At 72.5% G+C, this 14,972-nt stretch carries 15 protein-coding genes; 7 read left to right on the plus strand and 8 right to left on the minus strand.

Features of this window, described 5'->3' with window-relative positions:
• Positions 1-15: 15 nt before the first annotated feature.
• Positions 16-378: an SsgA family sporulation/cell division regulator gene (locus GGE06_RS34125; protein WP_184932592.1), complete on the minus strand. Its 363-nt coding sequence runs from the start codon at positions 376-378 to the stop codon at positions 16-18.
• 222 nt (positions 379-600) lie between these two features.
• Between GGE06_RS34125 and GGE06_RS34130 the strand changes: the two genes are divergently transcribed.
• Genes GGE06_RS34130 through GGE06_RS34145 form a run of 4 tightly spaced genes read left to right on the plus strand, consistent with a single transcriptional unit; the run spans position 601 to position 4,363 of the window.
• Complete coding sequence (locus GGE06_RS34130) at positions 601-1,620, plus strand: energy-coupling factor ABC transporter permease (RefSeq protein ID WP_116160517.1); 1,020 nt, start codon at positions 601-603, stop codon at positions 1,618-1,620.
• Between the two features lies 1 nt (position 1,621).
• Positions 1,622-2,383, plus strand: coding sequence for a cobalt ECF transporter T component CbiQ (gene cbiQ, locus GGE06_RS34135; RefSeq protein WP_116160518.1), 762 nt, complete (start codon positions 1,622-1,624; stop codon positions 2,381-2,383).
• Positions 2,371-3,120, plus strand: coding sequence for an energy-coupling factor ABC transporter ATP-binding protein (locus GGE06_RS34140; RefSeq protein ID WP_116160519.1), 750 nt, complete (start codon positions 2,371-2,373; stop codon positions 3,118-3,120). Before cbiQ ends, GGE06_RS34140 begins: the two co-directional genes overlap by 13 nt.
• Positions 3,121-3,157: 37 nt before the next feature.
• Entirely contained in the window at positions 3,158-4,363 is a 1,206-nt protein-coding gene (locus GGE06_RS34145) for a serine hydrolase domain-containing protein (RefSeq protein WP_116160520.1), read from the plus strand.
• A 4-nt stretch (positions 4,364-4,367) separates the two neighbouring features.
• On the opposite strand, the gene GGE06_RS34150 is transcribed toward GGE06_RS34145, so the two are convergent.
• Positions 4,368-4,988, minus strand: coding sequence for a LysE family translocator (locus tag GGE06_RS34150; protein WP_116160521.1), 621 nt, complete (start codon positions 4,986-4,988; stop codon positions 4,368-4,370).
• A 121-nt stretch (positions 4,989-5,109) separates the two neighbouring features.
• Between GGE06_RS34150 and GGE06_RS34155 the strand changes: the two genes are divergently transcribed.
• Together GGE06_RS34155 and GGE06_RS34160 are read left to right on the plus strand one after the other, a co-directional pair.
• Positions 5,110-5,892, plus strand: coding sequence for an SDR family NAD(P)-dependent oxidoreductase (locus GGE06_RS34155; protein ID WP_184932593.1), 783 nt, complete (start codon positions 5,110-5,112; stop codon positions 5,890-5,892).
• A 92-nt stretch (positions 5,893-5,984) separates the two neighbouring features.
• On the plus strand, positions 5,985-6,857 hold the full coding sequence (locus tag GGE06_RS34160; protein WP_184932595.1) for an AraC family transcriptional regulator: 873 nt from the start codon (positions 5,985-5,987) through the stop codon (positions 6,855-6,857).
• A 9-nt stretch (positions 6,858-6,866) separates the two neighbouring features.
• Here GGE06_RS34160 and GGE06_RS34165 read toward each other — a convergent pair whose 3' ends face one another.
• The 4 genes from GGE06_RS34165 to GGE06_RS34180 form a co-directional block, all read right to left on the minus strand.
• Positions 6,867-7,019: a winged helix DNA-binding protein gene (locus tag GGE06_RS34165; RefSeq protein ID WP_181924613.1), complete on the minus strand. Its 153-nt coding sequence runs from the start codon at positions 7,017-7,019 to the stop codon at positions 6,867-6,869.
• 102 nt (positions 7,020-7,121) lie between these two features.
• Positions 7,122-7,973, minus strand: coding sequence for an EamA family transporter (locus tag GGE06_RS34170; protein ID WP_116160524.1), 852 nt, complete (start codon positions 7,971-7,973; stop codon positions 7,122-7,124).
• Positions 7,970-8,458, minus strand: a complete 489-nt coding sequence (locus GGE06_RS34175) for a YbaK/EbsC family protein (protein ID WP_184932596.1) — start codon at positions 8,456-8,458, stop codon at positions 7,970-7,972. The genes GGE06_RS34170 and GGE06_RS34175 overlap by 4 nt, the downstream gene beginning before the upstream one ends.
• Positions 8,459-8,510: 52 nt before the next feature.
• On the minus strand, positions 8,511-10,148 hold the full coding sequence (locus GGE06_RS34180) for a penicillin-binding transpeptidase domain-containing protein (RefSeq protein WP_184932598.1): 1,638 nt from the start codon (positions 10,146-10,148) through the stop codon (positions 8,511-8,513).
• A gap of 219 nt (positions 10,149-10,367) precedes the next feature.
• Here GGE06_RS34180 and GGE06_RS34185 point away from each other — a divergent pair, with 219 nt between their 5' ends.
• A complete protein-coding gene (locus GGE06_RS34185; protein WP_147321089.1) occupies positions 10,368-11,684 on the plus strand; it encodes a tachylectin-related carbohydrate-binding protein in 1,317 nt (438 codons plus the stop codon).
• Positions 11,685-11,762: 78 nt separating this feature from the next.
• Here GGE06_RS34185 and GGE06_RS34190 read toward each other — a convergent pair whose 3' ends face one another.
• Entirely contained in the window at positions 11,763-13,112 is a 1,350-nt protein-coding gene (locus GGE06_RS34190) for a hypothetical protein (RefSeq protein WP_184932599.1), read from the minus strand.
• 64 nt (positions 13,113-13,176) lie between these two features.
• Entirely contained in the window at positions 13,177-14,925 is a 1,749-nt protein-coding gene (locus GGE06_RS34195; RefSeq protein WP_184932608.1) for a dolichyl-phosphate-mannose--protein mannosyltransferase, read from the minus strand.
• Between the last annotated feature and the right edge of the window lie 47 nt (positions 14,926-14,972).

The raw sequence follows: 14,972 nt of genomic DNA on the forward strand, positions 1-14,972 counted from the left end.
TCCGTACGGACGCCGTCAGTGTGTCGTCATCGACGACGTACTGGCGGCGTACGTGTGTTTCAGGAAGCGCGACAGGGCCGTCGTGTCGAACTGCACGACCGTGACGCCGCCGTCCTGGTGGAGCTCGACGACCGTCTGCACCCGGCCGCAGGGCCAGACGCCTATGTCGCCGCGGCGGGTCGGGGTGCGCATGCCCGTCTCCAGGACGGTGCGCGGGAAGGACCACTCGACGGCGTCGGGGAAGACGAAGCGGACGGTCGCGGGGGAGCGGCCGGGATCGTAGCGGAGGGCCACGGGGACCGGGCGGGAGAGAGGGGCGTCGCTGATGATGCGTCCCTTGGCATGGTCGTCGACTGCGTGATCGTCTACGGCAACCATGGTGACTCCTCACCGTTTGTCCTCTATCTACCAATGTCCCACTCCTTCCCGGTGGGGGCGCGGCGCATGCCTGTGGGGCGGGAGGTGTGGGCGGGCTCACGTGCGCGGGGCGGGAGACGCGGACGGGCTCACGCGCGCGGGGTCGTGCGCGCTCGTGCGCCGGGGTTCTGTGAGTGATGCGCTCTTGCAACCCATTCGCAGGAGCGTCTTAGAATTCCGGACGTGCATGTACCTGACGGATTCATCAACGCCCCCGTATCGGCCGCCGCCGGTGTCGTCGCCGCCGGCGCCGTCGCCGCCGGCCTGCGCGGAGCCCGCCGCGAGCTGGACGAGCGCACCGCGCCCCTCGCCGGGCTCGTCGCGGCGTTCATCTTCGCCGTACAGATGCTGAACTTCCCGGTCGCCGCCGGGACCAGCGGGCACCTGCTCGGCGGCGCGCTCGCCGCGATCCTCGTCGGGCCCTGGACCGGCGTCCTGTGCATCGCCGTCGTCCTGCTCATGCAGGGCATCCTCTTCGCCGACGGCGGCCTCACCGCCCTCGGCGTGAACATCACCGTCATGGGCGTCGTCACCGTCGTCGTCGCCTACGCGCTCTTCCGCGGCCTGGTCCTCGTCCTGCCGCGCACCCGCCGCTCGGTGACCGTGGCCTCGTTCGTCGCCGCGCTCGTCTCCGTGCCGGCCGCGGCCACCGCGTTCACCCTCATCTACGCGATCGGCGGCACCACCGACGTCCCCGTCCCCAAGGTCCTCACGGCCATGGTCGGCGTGCACGTCCTCATCGGCGTCGGCGAGGCCGTCATCACCATGCTGACCGTCGGCGCCGTCGTCGCCGTCCGCCCCGACCTCGTGTACGGCGCCCGCGGCCTGACCGCGCCGCTCAAGCTCCGCGTCGACGGCGAGCTGGTCGACGCGGCCCCGGCCCCCGTCGAGAAGGGCTCCCCGAAGAAGCTGTGGATCGGCGGCCTCGTCACCGCCCTCGTCCTCGCCGGCTTCGTCTCCTTCTACGCCTCCGCCAGCCCCGACGGCCTGGAGAAGGTCGCCGCCGACCAGGGCATCGACAAGAACGTCGGGAAGCACGCCTCCGCGGACTCCCCGCTCGCCGACTACGGCGTCAAGGGCGTCGAGGCCCCCCGGCTCTCCGGCGGTCTCGCCGGGATGATCGGCGTCGGCGCGACCCTCGCCGTCGGCTCGGGCGCCTTCTGGGTGGTCCGCCGCCGCAAGACCGCCTCCCTGGAGGCCTGACATGGGAGCGGGGCACGCCCACAAGCTCTACCGGCAGGGGCACTCGCCGGTCCACGAGCTGCCTCCGCACACCAAGCTCGCCGCCGTCCTCGGCTTCGTCGTGGTCGTCGTCTCGACGCCCCGCGAGGCCGTCTGGGCCTTCGCCCTCTACGCCGTCCTCCTCGGGGCCGTCGCGGCGAAGGCCCGGATCCCGGCCGGCTTCCTGCTGAAGCGGCTGCTCATCGAGATCCCGTTCGTCGCGTTCGCGCTGCTCATGCCCTTCGTGGTCCCCGGCGAGCAGACGACGGTCCTCGGGGTGCCGCTGAGCGTCCCCGGCCTGTGGGGCGCCTGGAACGTCCTCGCCAAGGGCACCCTCGGCGTCGCCGCCTCCGTGCTCCTCGCCTCGACCACCGAACTGCGGGCCCTGGTCCTCGGCCTCCAGCGGCTCAAGCTGCCGCCCCTGCTGGTCCAGATCGCCTCGTTCATGATCCGGTACGGCGACGTCATCACCGACGAGATGCGCCGCATGTCCGTCGCCCGCCGCTCGCGCGGCTTCGAGGCGAAGGGCGTCCGCCACTGGGGCGTCCTCGCCAAGTCCGCCGGCGCCCTCTTCATCCGCTCGTACGAGCGCGGCGAACGCGTCCACCTCGCCATGGTCAGCCGCGGCTACGCCGGCACCATGCCGGTCATCGACGAGGTGACCGCCACCCGCGCCCAGTGGACGTACGCCGCCGCCCTGCCGCTCACCGCACTCCTGATCTGCCTCCTGGGATGGACCCTGTGACACCTTCTCTCGAGGTCTCCGGCCTCGCGTACGCGTACCCCGACGGCCACCAGGCCCTCTTCGGCGTGGACCTGACCGTGGGCCGCGGCGAGCGGGTCGCGCTCCTCGGCCCCAACGGCGCCGGCAAGACCACCCTCGTCCTCCACCTCAACGGCATCCTCACCGGCGGCGCGGGCACCGTCACCGTCGCCGGGATGCCCGTCGGCAAGAAGCACATGGCCGAGATCCGGCGCAAGGTCGGCATCGTCTTCCAGGACCCCGACGACCAGCTGTTCATGCCGACCGTCCGCGAGGACGTGGCCTTCGGCCCGGCGGCGGCGGGCGTCCGCGGCGCCGAACTCGACGCGGTCGTCCTGCGCGCCCTGGAGAAGGTCGGGATGGCCGGGTTCGCCGACCGGCCCCCGCACCACCTCTCCTTCGGGCAGCGCCGCCGGGTCGCCGTCGCGACCGTCCTCGCCATGGAGCCGGAGATCCTCGTCCTCGACGAGCCGTCCTCCAACCTGGACCCGGCCTCGCGCCGCGAGCTCGCCGACATCCTGCGGACGCTGGACGTCACCGTCCTCATGGTCACCCACGACCTGCCGTACGCCCTGGAGCTCTGCCCGCGCTCGGTGATCCTCAGCGAGGGCGTCATCGCCGCCGACGGCCCCACCGGCGGGATCCTCGCCGACGAGGAGCTGATGGCCCGGCACCGCCTGGAGCTGCCGTTCGGCTTCGTACCGCAGTCGGTGGCCTGACACCCCGGAATCGGACCCCGGCCGTCCACGTTGCACCATGGGAAGCCGGAAACACGAGCAGGAAGTGGTGGCACAGGTGGACGTCCAGGGCACGGTGGCGGCGGGCTGGGAGCCCGTCAGGGACGCGTTCCTGCGCAACTTCGAGCAGCGGGGCGAGCGCGGCGCGGCCGTCGCCGTCCACCGCGACGGCGTGAAGGTCGTCGACCTGTGGGCGGGAAGCCGCGACGCCGACGGCACGGACCCGTGGACGGCCGACACCGCGCAGGTGGTCCGCTCGGCCACCAAGGGCGTCGCCGCCGCCGTACCCCTCCTCCTGCACCAGCGCGGACTGCTCGACCTGGACGCCCCCGTCGCCTCGTACTGGCCCGACTTCAAGGCCCACGGCAAGGACCGGGTGACCGTACGGCAGCTCCTCGCGCACCGGGCGGGCGTCCCGGTCCTCGACCGGCCGCTCACCCTCGCCGAGGCGGTCGACCTCCCGACGGCGACGGGCGCGATAGCCGCCCAGGCCCCCGTCTGGGAGCCCGGCACCGCCCACGGCTACCACGCCCACACCTTCAGCTGGCTGCTCTCCGGCCTGGTCCACCGCGTCACCGGCCGCACCATCGGCCGCTGGGTCGCCGACGAGATCACCGGCCCCCTCGGCCTCGACCTGTGGATCGGCCTGCCCGACGCCGAGGCCCACCGCGTCGGCCGGCTCGGCCCCGTCGAGGAGACCGCCCCGCCGGGCAGCGGGGAGCTCAAGCTCCGCCCCAAACGCTCCGTCACCGAGGCCTACCAGAACCCGGACTCCCTCACCCGGCGCGCCTTCGAGGTCATCGACCCCAGGCCCGACGAGAACGACCCCGTCTACCGTGCCGCCGAACTGCCCGGCTCGGCGGGCGTCGCCACCGCCCGCGCCCTCGCCCGCTTCTACGCCGCCACCCTGGGCCCCGTCGGCGGCGCCGAGCGGCTCTTCGCCCCGGCGACCCTCACCCTGGCCCGTACCGAGGAGTCCGCGGGCACGGACCGGGTGCTGCTCGTCGGCACGCGCTTCGGCCTCGGCCACATGCTGCACGGCCCGGCGTCCCCGCTCCTCGGCCCGTCCTCCTTCGGCCATCCCGGCCGCGGCGGCTCGCTCGGCTTCGCCGACCCGGACGCCGGGATCGCCTTCGGGTACGTCACCAACGGCATGCGCAAGACGGTCACGGCCGACCCGCGCGCCCAGGCGCTGGTGCGCGCGGTGCGGTCGGTGACCGGCTGACCCGTCAGGCCACGGCGGGCGTGAGCGCGAGCACCATCCCGAGCCCGACGAGCACGCTCCCGATGACCTTGTTCAGCACGGCCTGCTTCCGCAACAGCCGGGTCCGCAGGCTGGTGTGGGAGAAGAACACCGCGGCGAGACCGAACCACACCAGGTGCGCGAACGACATGAACAGGCCGTAGCCGACCTGCTGGACGAGGGGCGTGTCGGCGCTGACGACCTGGGTGTAGGTGCTGAGCACGAAGAGCATGGTCTTCGGGTTGAGCGCGTTGGTCAGGAACCCGGTGCGCAGGGCCCCGGCCTTCGAAAGCCCGGTCTCGTCCGTCTGGTCCACGTCGACCCGGGTGGCCTTGGCGACGAACGTCTTGTACCCGATGTACACCAGGTACGCGGCGCCGATCAGCTTCATCGCGGTGAACAGCATCGGCGTCCGCGACACCAGCAGGCCCACGCCGAGCATGGTGTACGTGACGTGGACGAGCACGCCCGCCGCGATCCCGACGGCCGCGAGGACGCCGGCGGTCCGCCCGTACAGGTAGCTGTTCCGGACGGTCATCGCGAAGTCCGCGCCGGGGCTGATGACGGCCAGGACGGTGATGACCGCGACGGCGATCAGTTGCCCCATGGGTCCCCCCAAGTCTCGACGAAAACTGCGAACCTAGCCGATCGCCGGCGGATGGCGCGAGGGCAAGGTGACGAAGTACGCGCACTGGTGCGGGCGGGCCGCAGGATGCTGTGATCGCCGCATGGAACTCACCCGGCGGTTCGAGGGATACGCGGTACTGATCACCGGCGCGGCGCGCGGCATCGGCGCGGCCACCGCCAGGCGGCTCACGGCCGAGGGCGCGCGGGTCCTCGTCACGGACGTCGACGAGGCGGCGGCCCGCCGCACGGCCGGGGAGCTCCCCGGGGCGGAGGCCCTGCGCTGCGACGTCGGCGACCAGGCGTCGGTCGACGCGGCGGTCGCGTACGCGGTCGAGGCGTTCGGCCGCCTGGACGTCCTGGTCAACAACGCCCTGGCCCCGGTCGCCGCCGACCGGGACCGCTTCGAGGACGAGCCCGACGCGAACTGGACGGGCCAGCTGGACGTCACGCTCATGGGCGCCGTCCGCTGCTCCCGGGCGGCCATGCCGCACCTCGCGGAGGCCGGCGGGCGCGGGGCGATCGTCACGATCGGCTCGGTCAACGCGGAGGCGGACTTCGGCAACCACGCGTACAGCGCGGCCAAGGCGGGCCTCGCGTCCCTCACCCGCACCCTGGCGGGGGACGCGGCGCCGCGCGGGGTGCGGGTCAACCAGATCAACCCGGGCACGATCGCGACGAGGGCGTGGGCGGGCAAGGAGTCGGAACTCAAGGCCCTGGCCACGCGCGTCTACCCCCTGGGCCGCGTGGGCACCCCCGAGGACGTGGCGGCGGCGGTGGCCTTCCTGGCCTCGCGGGACGCCTCCTGGATCACCGGCACGACCCTCCGCGTGGACGGCGGCCTGCTCGCGGTGAACACGCACTTCGCGGAGGTGCTGGCCGACTAGGGCCCGGACCCGACCGGAGCGGGCAGGGAATGTCGGGTCCGGCAGGCATGCTCCTTCCTAACGTCGGTGAGCGAAAGGGAAGGAGGCCGGGGTTGCTGGATCGACTGAACCAGGCCATGGAGCACATCGAGACCCGTCTCGACGAGTCCATCGACGTCTCGGAGCTGGCCCGGATCACGCTCACGTCGGAGTACCACTTCCGGCGGCTGTTCTCGTCGCTGGCGGGGATGCCGCTGTCGGAGTACGTCCGGCGCAGGCGGCTCACCGTCGCGGGGGCCGAAGTCCTCGCCGGGGAGCCGACCCTGCTGGAGATCGCGGTCCGCTACGGCTACACCTCGGGCGAGGCCTTCGCCCGGGCGTTCCGCGCCGTGCACGGCGTCGGTCCGGGCGAGGCCAGGCGCACCGGCGCGGCTCTGAACTCGCAGCCCCGGCTCTCCTTCCGCCTCACCGTCGAAGGGAACAGCACCATGCGGTACCGCATCGTGGAGAAGGAAGCATTCCGGGTCGTCGGCAAGAAGGCCCGCGTCCCGCTGATCTACCAGGGCGTCAACCCGCACATCGCCGACCACATCCGCGGCATCCCGCCGGAGACGATGCTGCGGATCGCCGGCCTGTCGGACCAGGACCCGGAGGGCGTGGTGTCGGCGACGGTCCGCCTCTCGGACGGCTTCGAGGAGGGCAGCGAACTCGACTACTACCACGCGGTGGTGACGAGCACCGCCGAGCTCCCCGAGGACCTCGACGCCCTGGACTGCCCGGCCGGCACCTGGGCGGTGTTCGAGAACACGGGCCCGTTCCCGCAGGCCCTGCAGCAGATGTGGGGCGACGTGGCGGCCCGGTGGATCCCGTCCAACCCGTACGAGTACCGCCCGGGCCCGGAGATCCTCCGCACCCGCCCGTCCCAGGAGGACCCGGCCCACTCCGACGCCCAGTTGTGGATCCCGGTGACCCGCACCACGGGCTGAGCGGGGCGCTCAGACGGCCAGGGCGGCGAGTCGCCGGAGGAGTTCCCTCAGGATCGTGTGCTCCTCCGGCGACAGGCACTCCATCAGGCGGAGCCTCAGGGTTCCGACCCGCTCGGAGATCCGCCGGTGCGCCGTCCGGCCCTCGTCGGTCAGGGCCAGCACGTCGTCGCCGTTCCTCCGTGCCCAGCCGATCGACGTTCGTGACCTCGTTCGCCGAGGTGGTCCCCGAGGCGGAATGAGCGTCCCGGCGTCCCCGCGCGAGGCTCACCCCGCGTGCAGCATCAGGCCGATCCCCACCACCATCAGGCCCGCCGCCGCGACCCTCGGGGCGCCGAAGCGCTCCTTGAAGAAGACCGCGCCGATGGCCGCGCCCACGATGATCGACGACTCGCGCAGCGCGGCGATCGGAGCCAGCGGGGCCTTCGTCTGGGCCCACAGGACCAGGGCGTACGCCGCGACCGACAGGGCCGCGCCGAGGAGGCCGCGGGCCGCGTACGGGCGGAGCTGGGGGAGGAGGGCCGAGCGCCGCTTCCACAGGGCGTACGCCGGGATCGCCAGGCCCTCCAGGACCATCAGCCACCCGATGTAGCCCAGCGGCGTGCCCGAGGCACGGACGCCGACGCCGTCCACGACCGTGTACAGGGCGATCGACAGGCCCGTCGCGCCCGCCGCGACCAGCGCCGGCCAGTCCGGCCGGCTCCCGCCGCCCCGGATGCCCCACAGCGCGAGGCCCGTCAGGCCCGCGCACGCCACCCCCACCCCGAGCAACTGCCAGCCGTCCGGCAGCTCGTGGACGAAGACCGCCGCGAGGACCGTCACGACCAGCGGGGCCGTACCGCGCGCGATCGGGTACATCTGGCCGAAGTCGCCGAGCGTGAACGAGCGCATCAGCAGGACGTAGTAGGCGACGTGGAGGACCGCCGAGGCGATCAGGTACGGCCACGCCCCCGCCGCCGGCAGCGGCGCGAAGCAGGCCACGATCGCGCCGATCAGTGCTCCGCCGCCGGCGATCAGGGTGAAGGACAGCAGCTGGTCCTTGATGCTCTTCGCCATCGCGTTCCAGCCGGCGTGCGTGACCGCCGCGACGAGGACCGCGAGCGTGACGAGCGGCGTCACGCCGAGAGCTCGCGGACGTCCACCAGCGCGCCGCCGGCATGCGCGACCAGCGTCTTCGGGTCCATCGCGAAGACCGTGTGCGGATTGCCCGCCGCCGCCCACACCACCGTGTGGTCGAGGATGCCCCGGTCGGCGAGGACCCGCGTCCTCGTCCGGTGCCCGAACGGCGGCACGCCCCCGATCGCGTACCCCGTCGTCTCCCGGACCGCCTTCGCGTCCGCCCGGGTCACCTTCTCCGCGCCCAGCTCCTGCCGCACCCGCTCGACGTCCACCCGCGAGGCGCCGTCCATCAGGACGAGGACCGGCACCCCGTCGGCCGCGAAGATCAGCGACTTCACGATCTCGGCGACCTCGCAGCCGATGGCCTCGGCGGCCTGCCGGGCGGTCCGCGTCTCGTCCGGGAAGCGCCGGATTTCGACGTCGAGTCCCAAGTCCTGGAGGGCGGCGGCGAACTGGGGGTGGGCATCGGCGTGTGACGTCGTCATGGCCCGCACGCTAGCGGTACGTGTAGGGGGCAGGCGACCCGGTTACGGGGACTCACCCCGCCTTCAGGACCTGCGCCACCACCGGGCCCGCCGCGTCGCCGCCGTGGCCGCCCGCCTGGACGACGGCCGCGGCCGCCAGGTCGCCGGAGTAGCCGGTGAACCAGCTGTTGGAGGCGGACTGGCCGTCGAGCTCGGCCGAGCCGGTCTTCGCGCCCTTGGGGGAGGGGACCCCCGCCATCGCCTCGGCCGCGGTGCCGTTCGTCGCCGCGGCGTTCATCATCCGGCGCAGGCCGGCGGCGATCTCGGACGGGAGGCGGTCGGCGGTGGCGAAGGGACGGTCGTCGAGCTCCCGCGCCACGAGGTACGGCTGGAGGAAGCCGCCGTTCTTCGCGGTCGCGGAGAGCGAGGCGACGTTCAGGGCACTCATCGTGATCTTGCCCTGGCCGATGTACGAGGCGGGGGTCTCGGCGCCCGCGGACTCGGGCACGGAGCCGTCCGCGGCCTGGACGCCGATGTTCCACTCCTGGCCGATGCCGAAGGAGTCGCGGGCGGTCGCGCCGAGGGCGGTGTCCGCGACGCCCTTGTCGCTGAGCTTGGTGATCGCCTTGATGAAGGCGGTGTTGCAGGAGCGGCGGAAGGCGTCGGTCAGGGTGCCGCCGGTGATGCTGAAGTCCTTGAGGTTGTGGAAGGTCCGGCCCCTCGACATGACGTCGGGCGGACACTCGACCCGGCTGCCGGGCATGGCCAGACCGTTCTTCATCATCATCGTCGCCGTGACGATCTTCATCGTCGAGCCGGGCGCCTGCTGCCCCATGAGCGCGGTGTTGAACTCCTTGGCGGGATTGTTGGCGACCGCCCGTATCGCCCCCGTCGACGGCTCGATCGCGGCCACCGAGGCCGAGTCGAAGCTCTTGACCGCCTTCTCGGCCGCCGCCTGGACGCCCGCGTCGATGGTGGTCTCCAGGGTGCCGGGCCTCCCCTTCGACAGGACGAGGAGGGGGGTGTCGGCGACCCCCTCGCTGCCCGAGTCGATCCAGGTCTCGACGCCGGCGCTGCCGCCCGCCTTCGACCCGTACCGCCTGCGCAGTTCGGTCAGGACCGGCCCGAGCGAGGGGTACTTCTCCGCCGTCAGCTCGACCCCGTTGCGGTCGACGGCCTTGATGGCGGGCGTCTTCGCCTCGCCCGTCCGCAGCGACCCGGCGGCGGTGAGCTTCGGGTGGATCACGGTCGGCCGCCACTTCACGAGCGGCCGGCCGGTGGTCTGTCCGCGCACCACGGTGAGTTCGGAGGCGTACGACAGGTCCTTCGACACGCCCCCGTACGTGATGGTCGCCTTCACCGTGAAGGGCACCGTCGCCCCGGCGGGCGTCCCCGGCGTGATGACCGCCTTCGAGACGCTCGCGCCCTCCCGGTACGCGGCGACCGCCGGCCCCGCCGTGACCGGGTCGTCGGTCAGCTGGGCCGCCTTGTCCGACTCCCCGGCGGCCCAGGCCGCCAGGAAGTCCTTCGCGGTGGCCGTGACCTCGTCGGGGGTGACGGGCCCCGACTTCGGCGCGTCACCGGCGTTGACGCCCACGGAGGTCTCGCCGCCCGTGATCCCGTTCCAGAGGTTGTAGCCCCCGTACCCGACGCCGCTCGCCACGACGACGAACACGCCCCCGACGATCGCGATCTTCGCCCCACTGCGCATGACTGCGCCTCCCCTCCCCAGGTGGACCGACGAGTCAAGCAGCCGTCACATGCGCGTGTCGAGCAACTTCCACGTCATCTGTCACAGCGGTCAGAAATCCACCGTGGATCACGTGCAACCATCCATGGAACACGCGTGTCCTACAGGTGAACATGAGGGCGGGTTGGCTCTTCCCGCTCTTGCAACTCACGTGAATCCGGGGGGATTTCCATGACACGCATGCGTTCGGCAGTAGTGGTGGCGACGGCTCTCGTGGCCGGTATCGCACCGGTGGCGCTCGGGGGAGCGCAGGCCTTCGCCGTCACCGCACCGACCCGGGCCGCCGCGGCGGCCGGGGCCGAGGACCTCGGCTTCATCACCCAGCCGGGTGGCCGGCTGACGGTGCCCGCCGGGGCCGAGGGGCCCGTGACGCTCGACATCACGGCCTCGCTGATGCCCGACACGACGGGGCAGCTGAAGGCCCGCATCACCCTGCCCATCACCAACTGGCCGGTCGGCGGGTGGACCGACTACCGCACGGCCGCGCAGATCAAGTCCACCTGCTCGGTCGACGGCGCCGCCGCCGTGCCGTGCTCCTGGAAGGGCACGAGCCTCGACGAGGACGGCCCGGCGCGCGTCGTCCTCGACCTGCCTGTGAAGCCGGCCGCGCCGCGGATCCATTACGCCGTGACGCTCGATCTGCCCGACACCCTCGCCTGGATCGGCTCCCTCGACGCGCCCGTCACCCTCACGGACGAGACCGGCAAGGTCGTCGCCGACGGCAAGGTCGGACTCGACGTCGTCCAGGGCACGCCGGACGCCTGGCGCCGCGCCGCGCTCCACGCCCGCGACAACGACGGCGTGCTGTGGCGGTACGAGGGCACGGGCAAGACCGGCAAGCCGTTCGCGACCCGTACCAAGGTCGGCGGCGGCTGGGGGGCCTACACGGCCGTCACCCCGGTCACGACCGCCACGGCGGACGGCCGGGGCGACCTCGTCGCCCGCGACAAGGCAGGTGTCCTCTGGTACTACAAGGGCACCGGCAAGCCCTCCGCTCCCTTCGCGCCCCGCGTGCGTGTCGGCGGCGGCTGGAACGAGTACACCGCCCTCGTCGGCCGCGACGGCGACCTCGTCGCCCGTGACAAGGCCGGAGTCCTGTGGTTCTACAAGAAGACCGGTGACGTCACCAAGCCCTTCGCTGCCCGCGTCCGGGTCGGCGCCGGCTGGAACACCTACTCCGCGCTGACCCCCCAGGACGGCGGCGCCCTCGCCCGTGACACGGCCGGCGTGCTGTGGAAGTACGCCCCCAAGACCGTCACGGCGACGAACACCACGCAGCCGTACCAGCCGCGCCAGCGCGTCGGCGGCGGATGGAACACGTACACGGCGATCGCCGGCACCGCCGACCTCGGCGCGTACAGCGTCCCGGACGTCGTCGCCCGGGACGCCTCCGGCAAGCTCTACGCGTACGAGGGCGTCGTCAGGAACGGCACCGTGGTGCCGGACGGCCGTACGCTCGTCGGCGGTGGCTGGAACATCTACGACCTCATCTTCTGACGCTCTCGCAGACCTCCGTACGAAAGGCCGTGGGCACCGGGAATTCGCCTTCCCGGGGCCCACGGCCCTTTTCGCGTCTCAGAACATCAGGTCGTAGGCGTTCCAGCCGCCGCCGACGAGGCTGCGGGTGGGGCCGGGAACCGCGGTGCCCCAGTGCGAGCCGGGCGTGAGCAGGGGCACGCCCTGGTAGAGCCAGAGCTTCCCGGCGGCGTCGCGGGCGACCAGGTCGGGATTCTCGTCACGTCCGAGTTCGGCCGTACCGGCGAAGGCGGTGTAGACGTTCCAGCCGCCACCGACGCGCAGCCTCGGCTCGAAGGGCGCACAAGGAGAGCAGCCCTGGCGTACGTACTTCCACAGCACGCCGTCCTTGTCACGGCTCAGAATCCCGTCGTACCCGCCCGACTTGGTGAAAGCGTTGTACGTGTTCCAGCCGCCGCCGACCCGCTGGCGCGGCGCGAACGGCCAGCTGTAGCCGTAGTAGCCGAAGTCGTTCCGCACGTACTCCCACAGCACGCCGTCCCTGTCCCGGGCGACCAGACCGCCCTCGCCGTCGCCGACGATGGCGGTGTAGACGTTCCAGCCGCCGCCGACCCGCTGGCGCGGCGCGAACGGGGCGGCGGGGTTGCCCGTCTCCCCGTAGTACCAGAGGACACCCGCCTTGTCGCGGGCCACCAGGTCGCCGCCTCCCGCCGCCGTGGGGCTCCTCAGCGGGGTCACGGCGGTGTACGCGTTCCAGCCGCCGCCGACGCGCTTGCGCGTCGCGAACGGCCGTGTGACGTCGCCGGTGCCCTCGTACCGCCACAGCACGCCGTACTTGTCCCGGGCGTGCAGCGCGCCGCGCCGGCTCGGAGGGGGCGTCCCGGGGACGAAGTCGAGGAGGACCGTCCCCTCGGCCACCACCGCTCCCGTGCCGTCCTTCAGCTCGACCCGGGCGTCCGGGTGGCCCAGCACCAACGCGGTCCGGTCCGCGTCCATGGTGACGGCGTAGGCGAGGGTGCCCGCGGCCGTCACGGTCGGAAGGGCGAGGGACGGCGGGTCCTTCTCCTCGCCGGCGCGCACGAAGGGCATGTCCCACAGACACGCCCCGTACGCCACGCCGTTGACCTTGCAGGTCGAACGGATCACGTTCTCGCTCACCGGCGAGCCGCCCGCACTCGCGACCAGCACGTCGGGCAGGCGCAGGACCGCGGTCACCGGCCCCCGCACGCCCGCCGGCAGCGACGCCGTGAACCGCAGCGTCACCGCCCCTTCCTCACCCGCCGGAACGGTCAGCCGGCCGCCCTCCTGGACGACGGTCCCGGTCTCGGCGGTCGTCCCGACCGCGGCCGTCGTCGCGGGCGCGGCGACGGCCGCCGCTCCCCCGAACGTCACCGGCGCCAGGGCGGCGACCAACGCCGCCGCGACCACGGCCGCACGCACTCGTGCCACGGAGTCCTCCAAGTCCTCGGATGCTGTTCACCCGTTCGACTTCCTGACGCCGTGAAGGGTTGTACTAGACCCAGGTGTCGAGCCAGATCCGGTTCCGCCACTGGTCCATCGGAATGGGAGTGCCGGTGTACAGGGGCCAGAAGTAGATGAAATTCCAGACGATGAGCAGGACGAGGCATCCCGCCGCCACCGCGCCGAATGTGCGTCGCCTTTCCGATGAACCGCGGGGGCCGATGAGCGCGCCCAGCATCATGGCCACCGCCAGGCACAGGAAAGGCACGAAGACGACCGCGTAGAAAAGGAAGATGGTGCGTTCCTGGTAAAGGAACCAGGGGAGCCAGCCGGCCGCGATGCCACAGGCGATCGCGCCCGCGCGCCAGTCGCGGCGGAAGGCCCAGCGCCACAGGACGTACAGGATCGCGAAGCAGGCGGCCCACCACAGGAGCGGGGTGCCGAGGGCCAGGACCTCCTGGGCGCACTTCTCGGTCGCGGTCGCCGGGCAGCCGTTCGTGCCGGGGGCGGGGGACTCGTAGAAGTACGAGACGGGGCGGCCGAGGACGATCCACGACCAGGGGTTCGACTGGTAGGTGTGCGGCGAGGTGAGGCCGACGTGGAAGGTGTACACCTCGGACTCGTAGTGCCAGAGGCTGCGCAGCCAGTCGGGGAGCCAGCCCCAGGTGCCGCCGCCGACCGCCTTGTCGTGCTCCTCGGCCCAGTGCCGGAAGTAGCCCTTGTCGCTGACCAGCCATCCGGTCCAGGTCGCCAGGTACGTCGCGATCGCCACCGGCACGACCGACGCGAACGCCGGGACCAGGTCCTTCTTGATCACCGAGAGGTACGGGTGGACCGCGCCGGCCGTGCGGCGGGCGCCGACGTCCCACAGGACGGTGAGGAGACCGAAGGCGACCATCACGTACAGGCCGTTCCACTTGGTCGCCGACGCCAGGCCCAGGGACACGCCGGCCGCGATCCGCCACGGCCGCCAGCCCAGGCGCAGGGTCTCCGCGATGTCCGCGTCCGGGCGGAGGACCCCCTCCTCGTCCTCGGGGAGGGCCGCCGCGAGCCGCGCCCGCGTCCGGTCCCGGTCGAGGAGCAGGCAGCCGAAGGCGGCGAGCACGAAGAACATCAGCACCTGGTCGAGCAGCGCGGTGCGGCTCATCACGAAGTGCAGTCCGTCGACGGCGAGCAGCAGGCCCGCCAGGCAGCCGAGGAATGTCGAGCGGAAGAGGCGGCGGCCGATCCGGCACAGCATCAGCACCGACAGCGTGCCGAGCAGCGCCACCATGAAGCGCCAGCCGAAGGGCTCGAAGCCGAAGAGCTTCTCGCCGACGCCGATCACCCATTTGCCCATCGGCGGGTGGACGACGTAGCCCGGGTCGGTCGGGATCAGGACCGACCCCGGGTCCTTCAGGATCGTCTTGTCGATGTCCTTCGGCCAGGCCCCCTCGTACCCCTGGTTGATCAGGGCCCAGGCGTCCTTGGCGTAGTACGTCTCGTCGAATATCACCGCGTGCGGCTTGCCCAGGTTCCAGAACCGCAGCACGCCCGCGACCGCCGTGACCAGGAGCGGACCGCCCCAGGCGAGGAGCCGCCACAGCCGCTCGGCGGGGCCGGGGCCGATGCCGAGGAGCGACCACGTCCGCGCGGAGGGCCGGGTGTACGGGGGGACGAGCCGCTCCCGCAGCCCGATCTGGTCTCCGGCGGGCGGCGCGTAGCCGAAGCGCCGCAGCCTGAGCTGCCACGAAGAGGACTCTGCCACGGGCGCCGCCACGGGGTGCTGGCCCTCCAGGGCCTCGGGTGCGGTACTGGTCACCGCGCCATCGTAGGGACTGCGCCTGTGCGCGTCGCCTGTCCGGGCTG

Source organism: Streptomyces nymphaeiformis, from assembly GCF_014203895.1.
GTDB lineage: Bacteria > Actinomycetota > Actinomycetes > Streptomycetales > Streptomycetaceae > Streptomyces > Streptomyces nymphaeiformis.

Excerpts from the sequence above, each read along its gene's own strand:
- GGE06_RS34125 (WP_184932592.1), bottom strand. The coding sequence starts at position 378 with ATGGTTGCCGTAGACGATCACGCAGTCGACGACCATGCCAAGGGACGC.
- cbiQ (WP_116160518.1), top strand. The coding sequence starts at position 1,622 with ATGGGAGCGGGGCACGCCCACAAGCTCTACCGGCAGGGGCACTCGCCG.
- GGE06_RS34140 (WP_116160519.1), top strand. The coding sequence starts at position 2,371 with ATGGACCCTGTGACACCTTCTCTCGAGGTCTCCGGCCTCGCGTACGCG.
- GGE06_RS34145 (WP_116160520.1), top strand. The coding sequence starts at position 3,158 with ATGGGAAGCCGGAAACACGAGCAGGAAGTGGTGGCACAGGTGGACGTC.
- GGE06_RS34150 (WP_116160521.1), bottom strand. The coding sequence starts at position 4,988 with ATGGGGCAACTGATCGCCGTCGCGGTCATCACCGTCCTGGCCGTCATC.
- GGE06_RS34155 (WP_184932593.1), top strand. The coding sequence starts at position 5,110 with ATGGAACTCACCCGGCGGTTCGAGGGATACGCGGTACTGATCACCGGC.
- GGE06_RS34175 (WP_184932596.1), bottom strand. The coding sequence starts at position 8,458 with ATGACGACGTCACACGCCGATGCCCACCCCCAGTTCGCCGCCGCCCTC.
- GGE06_RS34180 (WP_184932598.1), bottom strand. The coding sequence starts at position 10,148 with ATGCGCAGTGGGGCGAAGATCGCGATCGTCGGGGGCGTGTTCGTCGTC.
- GGE06_RS34185 (WP_147321089.1), top strand. The coding sequence starts at position 10,368 with ATGCGTTCGGCAGTAGTGGTGGCGACGGCTCTCGTGGCCGGTATCGCA.